A 13,778-nucleotide genomic window follows, 5' to 3' on the forward strand; every position below is an offset into this window, starting at 1 on the left:
GAAACTAGATACCGGAAGGTCGAAACCTAGTGCATTGTCCAAAACCAGACTGGCGCTGAGCATCTCTGCTGCCGTGATCATGTTGGGGCTGGGCTTGTCCCAGACCCAGGCAGTCCCCCTCGACAACACCGATCCACCGCCTCCTACCGACCCATCGGCGTTCACCAACCCGCCCGCCGACCCCGATGCCGCATCGCGGGACTTGCTCAAGCTGCCTCCCGCAAACGTCGGCGCCTTCGACTTACCCAATGGTGTGACCGGTAACCGCAAGACCCCCTTGGTCGACAATGTGCTACCACCCGATCAGCAAACCAGCTTCAATATCCCCACTAACGGTAATCCCAGCCCGGTGTTCGGGGTTCAACCGTTCACACAGAAGCTTGAACTGTTCGAGGAATTCGGCTCGAACAAACTGGATGCGACCGACCCGCCATCACCTGTTCCATTTCCGGTTCCGACGGTGGGCCCCGCACCGGCGCAAGATCCATTGAAGGTGGCGCGTAGCGGCCCGTCGCCGGATGCGCTGGACGCTTTTCTCAGGCAGCCGGCATTGACGCCCTTCCCGACAGAGTTCTCCAATGTACTGGACCGCAATCCCTGGAAGGCGCAGATCGAGGATTTCCTCAATCGCCGAGTCGATTCGCCCGCAGAGGGCCGGCCGCCGGGAAAAGGCTGGTCGCACCAGCGTTTCAATGAGTTTTTCCCGCGCGACGCCTTCAAGACGGTGCAAGCAGGCGCGCACGTCAACAGCGGCTTCCGTGATCGTATGCAACGGCATAACTACGCCGTGGGGGAATTTGCGCCAGGCGGGCTCTATCACAACACCAACGGCAACCCGGCCAACGAGGGCACGACCAAGGGCATTCAAGTGCAGTTTCACGAAAACTTTCCTGTCCAGGACCATAATGCGTTGTGGACATTCGATGGCACCTTTCCGCCCAAACTGCTTCTAGTACGCTATGGCCAAGCGATGCTGATGCGTCATTACGATGCCTTGCCCATTGACCCATCGGCCAACCGGGGCTTTGGCCTGCACACCCTCACCACCCACGAACACAACGGCCACTCGCCCGCCGAAAGCGACGGCTTTACCAACGCGTTCTTCTTCCCGGGCCAGTACTACGACTATCGCTGGCCGATCCAGTTGGCCGGTTACGACACCATCAATACCAGCGCTGAGGATCCGCGTGCGGCATTCCCCTGCGACCCCGGTGAAATCCTGTTCGTCAACGACGCCAGCCCCGGCTTCAAGACCTGCAACAACGGCACCATCAAGATCCGTGGCGACTGGCGCGAAACCATGAGCACCCACTGGTTCCACGACCACATGCTCGATTTCACCGCGCAGAATGTCTACAAGGGCAATGCGACGATGATGAACTACTACAGCGCCGTGGACCGTGGCAACGAGTCGGTCGACGACGGGGTCAACCTGCGCGTGGCCAGCGGTTCGGCGTTGGGCTGGGGTAACCGTGACTATGACGTCAACCTGACGATCGCCGACAAGGCCTGGGACCAGGCCGGCCAGTTGTGGTTCAACCCCTTCAACACCGACGGTTTTCTCGGTGACCAGGTGCTGACCAACTGGGAGTACAAACCCTTCCTGGACGTACGTGCCCGCCGCTACCGTTTGCGCATTCTCGACGGATCGGTTTCTCGCTACTTCAAGCTGGCGCTGGTGCGTCAGGTCAATGGTAATGGTGGCGAGTTTCCTGGCCCGAACAACTCCGGGATTTCCTATAACCGGGTGCCGTTCCACATGATTGCCAACGACGGCAATATCATGGAGCACGCGGTGCCGTTCGATGGCAGCCTGGACCTCGATGGCGACGGCGACACACAGGACAACAATGCCATTCTGCCGATGCTGGGCGTTGCCGAACGCTATGACATCGTCGTCGACTTCGCGAAAAACGGCATCAACCCGGGCGACAAGATTTTCTTCGTCAACATTGAGGAGCATGAAGACGGCAAGCGTCCAAAACGTGACATTCCATTGGCGGATGTACTCTCCGAGAAGTACCTGCCCGTTGTCAGGCAAACCAGCAACGGGCCACAGTGGGTCAACGGTGACCCGGGCGTGGGCCTGTTCCTGCAACTCAACGTCCAGCCTTACACCGGCCAGGATGTCAGCATGAATCCGGTCGACTTCGAGCCCGCCAAGCCTGGCAAGCCCGAGGGCAGGTTCATGATCCCCTTGCCCTTGCATCGTGATGACCCTGCCGATATCGCCCGGCTTGCCCAGGCGCGGCACCGCACCTTTATCTTTGGCCGCTCCAACGGCACGGACTTCAAGCCCTGGACGATCAAGACCGATGGCGGCAGAGGCTTCGGCATGGACCCGCGCCGGATTTCAGCCGCGCCACAACTGGCCACTGGCCCGACACCGGCAGGGTTCAAGGGTGAAGGCACGCTGGAAATCTGGAAGATCCAGAACGGCGGCAATGGCTGGACTCACCCGGTGCATGTGCACTTCGAGGAAGGGGTCATTCTCACTCGAGGTGGCAAACCGCCGCCAGAATGGGAAAAAGGCGCGCGCAAGGATATCTACCGTGTAGGCCGCGATTCCGACAGCCTCGACGATGTCGAAATGGCCATACACATCCGTGAGTTTGCCGGTACCTACATGGAGCACTGCCACAACACACAGCATGAGGACACGTCGATGCTGCTGCGCTGGGACTCTGAGCACCCGGGCCAGTTCCAATTGATGCCCACACCCTTGCCTAGCTGGGACGGCGTGAAATTCGTGGCCTCGGTTGCGTTACCGACATTCCGTACGGGAGATGGCGTCGGGCCACAGGCCGGGGTCAACAATGACCAGGAAGATAGCAGTGGTAGTGGCAGCGGCAGCGGCAGCAGTAGCGGCAGCAGCAGCGGCAGCAGTAGCGGCAGCAGCAGCGGCAGCAGTAGCGGCAGCAGCAGCGGCAGCAGCAGCGGCAGCGGCAGCAGCAGCGGAGGTAGTGGCAGTGGCCGTGTCAGCGGAGGCAAAGGCTAGCATCGTCTATCAAACGGCTGATTATGTCGTCAGTGAACTGCCGCAGTTGTTTATTCAAGCAATAACCAAAGGTTCACAAATGCTGACTTAATGAACATTCAAGCGTGGGAATATCTGGAGCCATGAATTCGCTCCCGCGCTTGATCCGTCACCAGTTGCACCCTTCCCTCCCGAAGGTGCGGGCCCGTCCGTTGCCGCGCCTACCCACTTGAGGGCAGCGGCAGCGATTCTCGCCAGCATTCATCACAGGATCAGTGAAAACGTCGATCCGGGCGACCCGGTTGAAGGCAACGGCGACGTCCCAATATGCGAAGAAACTGTCCCGCTGCGCCCATGGCAACGCGCCCGCGATACCTACTATAGGACCGGCCTCTCTGCCCAATCGGCAGGGTCGGTTACCTATAACCGGATGCACATATTGCGCACCGCCGTACAAGCACGGACTGGAGACAACAATGACAAAAGTCGCCGCAACCCAAGACACTCCTACACCCCTCACCCCCTCGGCACCTGCCATTATCCGGTCGTCAGTGCGCCAGCATTCGATCAAGGTGCAGATTTGCTCCCCCGCCATCGGTGCCGAACTCAGCAACATCAACCTGGCCGATGCGGCCCAGGACCCCGAACTGATCGCGCAAATCCGGGCACTGTGGTTGAAGCACAAAGTGCTGTTCTTCCGCGACCAGGACATCACCCCCCTGGAGCAACAGCACTTCGCCGCGCAATTCGGCGAACTGGAAGGTCATCCCCTGGCGCCGAGCCATCCGGAGGCGGACAAACTGCTGATGCTGTACCGCAACCTTGACCCGGGCAAGCCCAAGAGCTTTGTCGAAAAGGCCAGCCGCGAAAACCTCTGGCACACCGATGTCACCTTCAAGCAGGCACCGCCTCGGGGAGCGATATTGCGCTGCGAACAGGGTCCTGAATCCGGCGGCGATACCCTGTGGTCCAACATGGTGATGGCTTACGCGAACCTGCCCGAAAGCATCAAGCAAAGGATCGAAGGTCTGTACGCAAAGCACAGTGCTGACCAGACCTTTGGCGCCCAGTTGCCCCGTGAACAGCGTCACGCCATGGCCGCGAAGAATCCCGCCGCTGAACATCCTGTGGTGCTTGTTCATCCCGAAACCGGCGAAAAGGTGCTGTTCGTCAACTCCGCGTTCACCACCCATTTCTCGAACTTCTTCAACTTCGAGGACATCCGCTACGGCCAGGACTTCATGCCGGAGGCTCATCACCTGATGAACTACCTGACCTCTCAGGCCGCAATTCCGGAGTACCAGGTACGCCTGAAGTGGCGAACCAACACGATTGCCATGTGGGACAACCTGCAAGTCCAGCACTACGCCGTGGCCGACTACGGCAATGCGCCAAGAAAGATGCTGCGCGCCACCCTCGCAGGTACCGCGCTCAGCTGATTCGAACAGTCTCCCCAGATCCACCAGAGCACCCGACCATCAGCGATTGTCGGGTGGCCCTGGCTGCCGATGAATACTCGATCTGAACCGCATCAATGGAGATAGACATGCTCTACGAACACGTCGACACCGCCGTCATCGATGGTCAATCGCTGCCGTGGGTACCCTTTACGCCCTATGCGCAAAACGTCCTGCTGAAGTACTTCAAGCTCGACCCGATCCGTGGTGAATGGATCGTCATGATGAAGGCGCCACTGGACATGCAACTGCCCAGGCACCATCACACGGGGACTGTCATGGTCTACACGATCGAAGGCCAGTGGAAATACAAGGAGCATGACTGGGTCGCCGGCCCCGGCAGCATCGTCTACGAGACGGCGGCATCGGCTCACACGCCTGAAGTCGTCAGCACGGGTAGCACTGACGGATACGTGCTCACGCTGGTTCATGTGACGGGCGATCTCGCGTTCCTGGACGGCAACGACAACATCGTCGCGCTCGAAAACTGGAAGTCTGGATTGCATCGCTATCTTGCTTATTGCGAGCAGCATGACATCGCACCGAAAGACCTGACGGCATTCAACTGAGTAACAGTCATTGCTGCGAAAGGAGCGAATGGGGGGGCGAGCACTCAAGCGCGCCCCCATCGTCAGAACTGCTCGAGAAACGTCAGGAGCAGTTCATTGACATGATCGGCGCTTTCTTCCGCGGCGCTATGACCCACGCCGGGTAGCAGTACCTTCTTCTGTAACCCGGGTAGATAGGTGTCGAGTTGTTCGTAGAGCGCGCGGATTTCGACCGGCTCCAGTGACGGGTCGGCGGCACCACCAATGAACAGGCTCGGCTGGCGTACCACCGCACCGTCGAGAAACGCGGTGATCTCCCAGTTCCGGTCGCGACAGCGGTAGTAGTTCAGGGCACCGGTAAACCCTGTGCGCGTGTATTCAGCGACGTAGTAGTCGAGCGCCCGTACGCTCAACCACGACGGGAACTCGCCCTTCGGTTCAGTGAAGGCGTTGAGAATCGGCTCACCAGGCTCGACGAACAATCGCCAGCGTTCAGCGCCGACAGCGCTGCCGGAAATCGAGTAGAAGACGCTGCGCAAAGTCTTGCGCGGATCGCTGGCCAACTCGCGGTCCGGCTTGTCGAGCTGCTGGAAATACAGGTGGTGATACACCCTGCCCTTTGCCATTGCCTGCAAACCTGTGGTCGGCTTGACCTTGCCGCGCGGAGGCACCGGCGTATTGAGCATCACCAGGCCACGGAACAGATCCGGTCGCAACATGGCCGCCGCCTGGGCCACCCAGGCGCCCAGATCGTGCCCGATAATCACCGCGGATGTTTCGCCCAGACTCGCCATCAAGCCCACCATGTCGCCGACGGCCTGACTCATGTCATAGGCTTCAATGGCATCGGGTCGATCGGTTTGGCCAAAACCCCGTTGATCGGGGACCACCACCCGATAACCGGCCTCGGCCAACGCCACGATCTGGCGCCGCCACATGTACCAAAGGTAAGGAAATCCGTGCAGCAGGATGACGAGCGGGCCCTGTCCCTCGTCGATGTAATGCATGTGTATGCCGTTGAGTTCGGCAAAGCGGTGGTTGAATGCATCAGGGTCGTCGGCATCCACCTGCTCCATTGCAGCGAGCGGCTGACCGACGCGCATTGCAGTGTGCGTATCCATTATCTACCTCCGTCGTTTTGTAGTTGTCGACTTGAAGGTAGCCCTGGGAGGCTGTCATGCACTAAGCTCCTCAGGACACAATCTTGTGAAATTGGGACACGGGGACGCATGTATACCCTGACGCGAAGTGCCAGCCTTACCGCCTATGAGCAGGTTGCCCGCTCAGTGGGGCTCGATCCATTTCGCATGCTGCGGCTGGCCAGGTTGCCGGCCAGTGTCCTCGACGATCCGAACATCATGATCAGCATCGATTCGGTGGGTTGGCTGCTGGAGGAGTCAGCCCGCCTGTCCGGGCAAGAATCCTTCGGATTGTTGCTCGCGCAAACGCGGCAACTGTCCAACTTCGGCATGCTCGCGCTGCTCATCCGCGAAGAACCGACACTTCGCGCCGCCTTGCAATCCTGCGCGCGCTACATGCGGTTGCATAACGCCGGAGTGGAGTTGCGACTTGAAGATGCAGGCGACCTGGTGCTGCTGCATGTGGGTGTGAATATGCAGGGTGGTCACGGTGTCTGGCGCCAGGCCATCGAACAGTCGACGGGCATTGGATTGCGGACCTTGAGCGTGCTCACGGGCAATACGTTCCGCCCGGTAAGGGTCAGTTTTACCCACGAACGTCCTTCCAGCCTTGAAGTGCACCACCGCGTGTTGGGAACAGCGATCGAGTTTTCCCAGGAATTCAATGCCATCGTTTGTCGGGCCCGCGATCTGGACATGCCAATCCCTGCGGCTGACCCTGCGTTGCATCGTGAGGTGAAGCGATCGCTGGACCTGCAGTTGGCTAACCTGCGCGACGAACCGACGCAGCGGGTACGCCAGATCGTCAAGATGCTGCTGCCAGGCGGACTGTGTTCTGTCGATGGGGTGGCCCAGCATCTTGGCATGCATCGACGCACCCTTAACCGACACCTGGCGGCCGAGGGAGAGAGTGTCACAACGATCATCAATGCTGTTCGTGCTGAACTCGCCGAAGAGTATCTGGCCAACAGCAAACGCCGACTGTATGAGGTGGCCGAACTTCTTGGCTTTTCCTCGGCCGGTGACTTTTCACGCTGGTTCCGCAGCCAGTTTGGCAAGACACCCTCGGCTTGGGCCGCCTCCTGCCGGGAGAGCAAGGCGACACCTGCGCATTAACCCACCTGCCATGCTCCAATCCGAGACGCGTTACCTGTTCGACGATGGCAATGACGTGTTCATTCTTTGTAGTAAGCGCTAGCGTCGTCGAGTTTCAACTTCGCGGGTACCGCCTGCTTCGCCGTTTCGGATCCGGTCGACAGGGGTACGCTCTGCGTGACGTTGGACATCCGGGTGATTTCCACCTGCACTTTATCCTTGCCGAGCAGGTAGTCGGCCAGTTTCTGGGAAAACGGCCAGTAGTTCAGATCGGCTGTCAGGGTCAGCGGCCCGACGGCGTCGGCCGGCACCAGGAAGGAGAACTCCCCGATATCGTAGCCCTTGGGCAGAATGCGGTTGTCCGAGAGAATCTGCGTGGCGTTCCAGACCTCGACGTCCAGCGGATTGCCGTCCTTGTCGCCTATGTGCACCTTGAAATTTCGTGTGTTGACCTCGGTCTTGCCGTCCTTGATCGAACCCAGGCGATAGATCTCGCGACCACTGGCATCCTGCACCCGAAAATCGATCCACATCTCCCGACCCTCTGGAAAGCCGGTCGGCAGCTTGTGCCCGGCGCCGACGTTGGTCACTTTGACGGCTACCGAGGTGTATTGCCCGGGCGTCATGGCTGTCGGCACTTGCTCGAACTTTATGTCCCCGGCGCGCGTGAGCATGTCGCGTGCGCGTTGCGCGCCCTCCTCCTGACCGAGATGCTTGAGCATCATCGCGTTGGCCCCGCTGAACCAATGCGAGGCGACCTCCTCGCGGTCAGGCCCCATGATCGCGGCCTTGCCCGCAAACCCCGGCATGTGGCAACTCTGGCAAGTCACATTGTTCAGGCTGTAGGTGCTCTCCTGCCATTCATCGTAGGTGCGCTCCACCGCCACGCTGCTGAAGGGGTGCGTGACGTTGTGGCAGGTGCCGCAAAAGTCCGAGCGGGTGTGCAGAGCGGAATACACGGTGTCGTGATAAGGCGAAACGGCATCCCGGCGCGGGCCGAACTTGGTCGGTTTGCCGTGTGCTCGCGGGCTCAGGACATAGGCGCCGTTGTCGAGGCCCGTGCGGGCACTGATGTTGTGGCAGGTCTCGCAATCGACCCCGGGCATCGGATGGTTCTTCGCACTGTCTTCAATCGAGGAGCGGTTGACTTGCGAAGTGATCTGCCCGGTCGTGAGACCGATCGGGGTATGGCAGCCAGTGCAGAAGTTATCGACCTTGCCCTCGGTGGCTGAACTCGCACGCTTGAGCAAGGCCCGATAGATGGGTTCATCCCAGGCCTGGGACATCATCGACGAGCGCCACTGCTTGTAGATCTCCGTGTGACAAGCGCCACAGACCTGGGCATTGTCAAAGTCCTTCACATTCAAGATCAGGTTGCCGGTGGTGTTGGCCCGATGGGGAAAGAACGGCATCCCGCCAATCACATGCATGAGCCTGGAGCGTGCCGGCTCCACCCACTTATCGTTACTTTGATTGTCATTGCCCTGAGGTTCGTCGGCCGCCACCAGCGTTACCGTGAGCAGGCAAACCATCGTCCATGGAATGATCAAGGCCGAAAACGGGTGCAGCGCTGGCTTGGAGTGCTTCATAACAACTTCCCCTGGACAGTTGCAGAGGATGACTGCGGCACTTCCATTGAGTAGCCAGGGGTATTTCGTGATGCAACCCAACGGTTACATCAATCACTCAATGGGGGGTACTTACAGCTCCACGGCGTCCCGACACCTTTCATGAACGGGATACCCTCGCTCAGCAATTACCCTGCCATCGATGTAACAATACTTGTCGGCACACCTGAACGCCCCGCAAACATTGCTCGAAATTAGAAATTCCCGAGCTGATGGAGACGCGAATCCTGCTGGGGAATCGCGCCCATTAGCGGGGGGAATTCACGCCGAAATCGGGGGGATTCAGATCAATGGCCAGTCCTGCGGTACAACCGCCGCACAACATCCGATAGCCGTATTACCCTGCGCAAAGGGTTTCTGCGCACAGTGCACCTCGCAAATCCGGGGCCACTCACTTTACTGGATACGACTTACTCTCTGTCCTTGGTCGACCGGATGAGACTGCCCCGTAACTTCACAATCGCCTTCTGCATCTGCACGAAGTCGTCGGGGTCAAGTCCGGTTTGCGGGAAGCCGTCTTCGGTGAGGCCTTCACGTAGTTTTCGCCCCTCTTTGGTGAGACTGATCCGCACCTGGCGTTCGTCTTCCGGGTCGCGCTGGCGCAGCAGATAACCCATCGCTTCCAGCTTCTTCAGGATCGGCGTGAGGGTATTGGATTCGAGAAACAGCTTTTCGCCGAGGCTGCCAACGGTCTGGTTGTCTTCCTCCCACAGCGCAACCAGGGTGATGTATTGCGTATAGGTCAGGCCGAGCCGTTCGAGCATCGGCTTGTAGGCCTTGCCGAAGGCCAGGTTGGTGGAATAGACCGCAAAACACAGGAACTCGGAGAGTTTGAGATCCAGGGCGGATGTCTTGTCGGTGTTTTTCATGGGCGTTCTCTTGGTTCAATCTGGCGAGGCTGAAACTATACGTCGTACGCGATGGTATCGGTAGTGCGTATAAACACCGACGGCCGGCTCACCGGGACGATCCCCGGTGAGCCGGCCGTGCAGTGGGTTATGCCGTCAGGACGTTGATGTCGACATCAATGTTGCCGCGTGTGGCCTTGGAGTAAGGGCAGATGGAATCGGCGTTGTGGGCCAGTTCAGTCGCCACCCCTTGGTCAAGCCCCGGCACTCGCAGGGTCAGTCGGGCCTGGAGGAAGTAAGCCGCGCCGGTCTGCCCCAAGTCCACTTCAATGTCGACGGCGGTGTCGGTCGGCAGTGTCACTTTCATCTGCTGGGCGGCCAGCCCCACCGCTGCGATATAGCAGGCCGACCACGCTCCGGCGAACAGTTGCTCGGCTTTCGGGTGTGGCTGGACGGCAGTGAGCACATGTGCCGGTGTGTCGCTGCCGGGGGACGACAGCACGATGTCGAGGTTGCCGTTATGGCCGCGCGAGGTGTTGCCTGCGCTGTTTCGAGTGGTGTGGGTTTTGCCGCTGGCCAGTACTTTTTCGATCTTGCTCATGGGGACTTCCTCAGGGCTTTATATTTCGTGCGATTATATCGCATGCGTCGTTTGTGATAATTAAAAGACAACGTTCATCAATTGGCGTGTGCAATGATCCAGTTGTTGCCGTTTTGGCCATGGGAAGCGTGAGCGGTCGAGATAAACATTGTGCGGCTGCTTCCGGTGTTCATGGCTGAATCTCCAAACGGTCAGGGTTGTCGTTATTTTTTATCGCTTTCGATCAGATCGCATGCGATGCATTAATACTCAACCAAAGCCCCAATGATGTCAAAGCCTATTTTATGCCTTGGCGATGAGCGGTAGACGCGAGACCAACCCCGCTGCCCTCCTCCTTGTCGAAAGGATGAGGGGCTTCTCAGCGTTTGGGCCGTTGGTTAAGCGCTTCGGATCGCTTTCACGCGCGACGATCAACGCGTTGGCGCTGAAATGAAATGGACGTATTTCACACGAAAAAAACCGGCCATTCGAGCCGGTTTTCTTTGAACTCTGATATCCACACGCACAAAAAACCCCTCACGAGGAGGGGGTCTGATGTTTGAGCGGTTCAGACGGTTTCACCCGCCTCTTCCCGGAATTTCGTCAGCTCAGCGCAGCGCAGGAATACCCGCAAACAGCCACGAAGACTCTTGAACCGGAGTCGCTTCGTTGCGTTTACGCGCCCACTCGGTCAGCGCCACCATCATCGCAAAGCCGAGCACGATCAACACCGGATAGGCCATCAGCAACTCGGTGAGCGAATACTTCCAGGCCAGCGGTCGACCGACACCGAGCATGGCGGCATACAACCAGGACACGCCCGACAGTGCGCCAGAGAACAGGGCAAACATTCGTACATTGACCTTAAGATCAAGCAACGAACTGGCCTTCAACATTGCAGGCAATACGTAGCGGTGCAACAACATGCCGTTGAACGTCAGCAACAATACAATAATAACTTTGGCTTGAAGTTTCGGATTGGCAAAATAGGTCATGCCTTTATCAAGGTAATCAATGCCTATAATCGCAGCTCCGGTGACCCACAAGAATATCAACGCATTGGCAACAGACTTCTGAAGACTGGCCATATGTTCATTATCGTGCCCCGACGACACACGACCTTTCAGTAAGTCCTTGACCATTGCGGCATCGCTGGCGAACACCAGGCCAATCGCTACGCAGCAAGCCAACAGATGAACGTACACAACGCCTAAACGCAAAAACTCCATGGATTCTTTCTGGCCGATCAGGCCGATCATTGTATTAATATCCAAGACTACATCTCCACTTATAGCAGCAGTGCAAATTGACCATGCCCCAGGCATGCGGATTATTGATTCGCACCTGCAAGGTCAAGTTGGCAAAGATTGAAGCAACTAAATAATTTGGTATTACAAGAGAGAGCGACTCGCCCAGCGAGTCAGTGATGACGGCATACTATCACTCCAGGTCTCAGGTAAAAAAAATCCCCATGTGCATTCCATTCAATGCAGATGAGGTATACGTCCATTTTTCTAGTGAGTGCAGCGGGAACCTAAGGATCCGCCTGCTGGGAAATCAGAGCCCAGCATATCCCGATCGTTCATTTTTTGAGCAAAAACATCGACAAACGGTACTGTTTCCAGCACCTGGGAACGCCTGCCTCTTCGGCTGAAACCCGCGTCGCTACGCAGCTGAATCGTTTCCTGTTCCATGCGGGAAAAAAAACCGCTATTGCGCTGAACTTTCGTCGCCAGACCCGACCAGTGGCTCAATTTCCTACCGGTTACCGGCAAGTTCGAGTCGCCTGCAGTCATCCGCAAACCACTTCGAATTGAGCGCTCATTCAGTACTGGCAATACAGCATCCAGAATCGGAGCTGCTACGCTTGAAAAACAGCTTCGACACTTTCCAGGATGCCAGTGCACGCGCGCCCTGGGGGCTGATGGAACAGTCGCATTACCAGATCCTGTGCCCGAGCGAGTCAGACTTCGTTGAGCAAAGGAGTGGACATGCCCCCCCGCAAAAGCAAATCTGCCGACGGCCTGGCAAAGCCATCGGACGACACCGGTGACGATTCGGTCTTTCTCTCGCGCAAGGAGCGTCTGTTCGCAGGCGAGCAACTACGCGAACGCCTGCCGCATTCGGTTCACGCCGAATGGAAACCACCCGGCAAGCGCCGCGACCCTATCGAACTGCTCGAAGAGTCCAACCGCTTTCGACTGCCCAACCTGGTGCCACTGCGCTACGGGCGTATGCTGCGCAGTCCATTCACCTTTTTACGCGGCTCCGCGGGGTTGATGGCGCATGACCTGGCCACGACCCCAACCACTGGCGTAAAGGTGCAAGCCTGCGGGGATTGCCACCTGATGAATTTCGGGTTGTTCGCGACACCTGAGCGCAACCTGATTTTTGACATCAACGATTTCGACGAAACGCTCCCGGCCCCCTGGGAATGGGATGTCAAACGCCTGGCGATCAGTTTTACCGTGGCCGCGCGCGATAACCGACTCAACGATAAAGACGCACGGGACATTGCCGTCAAATGCGCTTGCGCTTACCGCGAGGGCCTGCGCAAATTTTCGAAAATGGGCCCGCTGGATGTCTGGTATGACCGCCTGGATGCCCAAACGATCATCGATATGGCGCCCAATGCCGAGATCAAGAAAATTCGCGAGCAAGTGATCGCAAAGGCCAGGTTGCGTCTCGGTGATTACCTCTACCCCAAGATCAGCAGCGAAGTTGGAGGGCGGCGGCGACTGATCGATCAGCCGCCTTTGCTTTTTCATGTGTATGAAAAGGGCTTCAAGCAGCGAGTCCGTAGCGCATTGCATGATTATCGCTTGTCGCTGCCCCATGAACGACGCGTGCTCTTCGATCGTTACCGTCTCGAAGACATTGCCGTCAAAGCGGTCGGGATCGGAAGCGTGGGGACCTATTGTTTCGTCGGGCTGTTCTTTTCCGCGGAAAACCACCCCTTGCTCCTGCAATTCAAGGAGGCCTGTCCCTCGGTATTGGCACCCTATGCAGGCAACAGCGACTACGAGAACCAGGGGCAGCGTGTTGTCACGGGGCAGCGACTGATGCAGTCCTCCAGCGACATCTTCCTGGGCTGGACACGCGGACAAAATGGCCGGCACTTCTTTGTACGCCAGTTGCGGGACATGAAAATGTCAGCGCCCATCGAAGGCGTTTCCGCGGCACGGATGAAGATGTACGCCGAGTGGTGTGGTCATACCCTCGCCCGTGCCCATGCCAAATCCGGGGATGCGGCGCTCATCAGTGGTTACTTGGGCAAGCTGGACTCTTTCGACCAGGCCATCGGCAAATTTTCCATCGCTTATGCCAATCAAAATGCGAAAGATCATGCTGCGTTGATAGCTGCAGAAAAATCAGGGCGGATCCATGCGCTCAGGGAAGAAGAGTAATGAGGCCGACCCAAGAGCCTATCCATGGCCCTGCGAGCAGCAGAGCCATGGATGGGCCGGATCAGCCGCGAATGAACGTCAGCAGATCCTGTGCGGGTA

General features: G+C 58.1%; 10 protein-coding genes. 5 read left to right on the plus strand and 5 right to left on the minus strand.

Annotation, left to right across the window (positions count from 1 at the left end):
- Nucleotides 1–79: 79 nt before the first annotated feature.
- The 3 genes from KGA96_RS09335 to KGA96_RS09350 all read left to right on the plus strand — a co-directional run bounded on the left by KGA96_RS09335 (nucleotide 80) and on the right by KGA96_RS09350 (nucleotide 5,003).
- Nucleotides 80–2,998: a multicopper oxidase domain-containing protein gene (locus tag KGA96_RS09335; protein WP_223512688.1), complete on the plus strand. Its 2,919-nt coding sequence runs from the start codon at nucleotides 80–82 to the stop codon at nucleotides 2,996–2,998.
- A gap of 545 nt (nucleotides 2,999–3,543) precedes the next feature.
- On the plus strand, nucleotides 3,544–4,416 hold the full coding sequence (locus KGA96_RS09345; protein WP_223467066.1) for a TauD/TfdA dioxygenase family protein: 873 nt from the start codon (nucleotides 3,544–3,546) through the stop codon (nucleotides 4,414–4,416).
- Nucleotides 4,417–4,523: 107 nt separating this feature from the next.
- A complete protein-coding gene (locus KGA96_RS09350; protein ID WP_223467046.1) occupies nucleotides 4,524–5,003 on the plus strand; it encodes a 2,4'-dihydroxyacetophenone dioxygenase family protein in 480 nt (159 codons plus the stop codon).
- Between the two features lie 62 nt (nucleotides 5,004–5,065).
- Here the strand turns inward: KGA96_RS09350 and KGA96_RS09355 are convergent, their stop codons facing one another.
- The gene (locus KGA96_RS09355) at nucleotides 5,066–6,103 is read right to left on the minus strand and encodes an alpha/beta fold hydrolase (RefSeq protein ID WP_223512562.1); all 1,038 of its coding nucleotides are present in this window, start codon (nucleotides 6,101–6,103) and stop codon (nucleotides 5,066–5,068) included.
- 108 nt (nucleotides 6,104–6,211) lie between these two features.
- On the opposite strand from KGA96_RS09355, the gene KGA96_RS09360 reads away from it, so the two are divergent.
- Nucleotides 6,212–7,237, plus strand: a complete 1,026-nt coding sequence (locus KGA96_RS09360) for an AraC family transcriptional regulator (protein WP_223467037.1) — start codon at nucleotides 6,212–6,214, stop codon at nucleotides 7,235–7,237.
- Between the two features lie 59 nt (nucleotides 7,238–7,296).
- Here the strand turns inward: KGA96_RS09360 and KGA96_RS09365 are convergent, their stop codons facing one another.
- The 4 genes from KGA96_RS09365 to KGA96_RS09380 all read right to left on the minus strand — a co-directional run bounded on the left by KGA96_RS09365 (nucleotide 7,297) and on the right by KGA96_RS09380 (nucleotide 11,531).
- Complete coding sequence (locus tag KGA96_RS09365; protein ID WP_046037029.1) at nucleotides 7,297–8,805, minus strand: multiheme c-type cytochrome; 1,509 nt, start codon at nucleotides 8,803–8,805, stop codon at nucleotides 7,297–7,299.
- Between the two features lie 449 nt (nucleotides 8,806–9,254).
- On the minus strand, nucleotides 9,255–9,713 hold the full coding sequence (locus tag KGA96_RS09370) for a MarR family winged helix-turn-helix transcriptional regulator (protein WP_008051025.1): 459 nt from the start codon (nucleotides 9,711–9,713) through the stop codon (nucleotides 9,255–9,257).
- A gap of 127 nt (nucleotides 9,714–9,840) precedes the next feature.
- Nucleotides 9,841–10,293, minus strand: coding sequence for an Ohr family peroxiredoxin (locus tag KGA96_RS09375; protein WP_046037030.1), 453 nt, complete (start codon nucleotides 10,291–10,293; stop codon nucleotides 9,841–9,843).
- A gap of 587 nt (nucleotides 10,294–10,880) precedes the next feature.
- Nucleotides 10,881–11,531 (minus strand): hypothetical protein, encoded by a 651-nt coding sequence (locus tag KGA96_RS09380; protein ID WP_080925219.1) that lies wholly within the window; start codon nucleotides 11,529–11,531, stop codon nucleotides 10,881–10,883.
- A gap of 714 nt (nucleotides 11,532–12,245) precedes the next feature.
- On the opposite strand from KGA96_RS09380, the gene KGA96_RS09385 reads away from it, so the two are divergent.
- Entirely contained in the window at nucleotides 12,246–13,679 is a 1,434-nt protein-coding gene (locus KGA96_RS09385; protein WP_223512564.1) for a DUF2252 domain-containing protein, read from the plus strand.
- Nucleotides 13,680–13,778 lie beyond the last annotated feature (99 nt).

This window comes from Pseudomonas sp. GL-R-26 (assembly GCF_019947365.1).
In the GTDB taxonomy this organism is placed as follows: Bacteria; Pseudomonadota; Gammaproteobacteria; order Pseudomonadales; family Pseudomonadaceae; genus Aquipseudomonas.

What these genes read in the sequence shown, in the direction of transcription:
- KGA96_RS09335 (WP_223512688.1), top strand. Translation starts at nt 80, where the DNA reads ATGTTGGGGCTGGGCTTGTCCCAGACCCAGGCAGTCCCCCTCGACAAC.
- KGA96_RS09350 (WP_223467046.1), top strand. Translation starts at nt 4,524, where the DNA reads ATGCTCTACGAACACGTCGACACCGCCGTCATCGATGGTCAATCGCTG.
- KGA96_RS09355 (WP_223512562.1), bottom strand. Translation starts at nt 6,103, where the DNA reads ATGGATACGCACACTGCAATGCGCGTCGGTCAGCCGCTCGCTGCAATG.
- KGA96_RS09360 (WP_223467037.1), top strand. Translation starts at nt 6,212, where the DNA reads ATGTATACCCTGACGCGAAGTGCCAGCCTTACCGCCTATGAGCAGGTT.
- KGA96_RS09365 (WP_046037029.1), bottom strand. Translation starts at nt 8,805, where the DNA reads ATGAAGCACTCCAAGCCAGCGCTGCACCCGTTTTCGGCCTTGATCATT.
- KGA96_RS09370 (WP_008051025.1), bottom strand. Translation starts at nt 9,713, where the DNA reads ATGAAAAACACCGACAAGACATCCGCCCTGGATCTCAAACTCTCCGAG.
- KGA96_RS09375 (WP_046037030.1), bottom strand. Translation starts at nt 10,293, where the DNA reads ATGAGCAAGATCGAAAAAGTACTGGCCAGCGGCAAAACCCACACCACT.
- KGA96_RS09380 (WP_080925219.1), bottom strand. Translation starts at nt 11,531, where the DNA reads ATGATCGGCCTGATCGGCCAGAAAGAATCCATGGAGTTTTTGCGTTTA.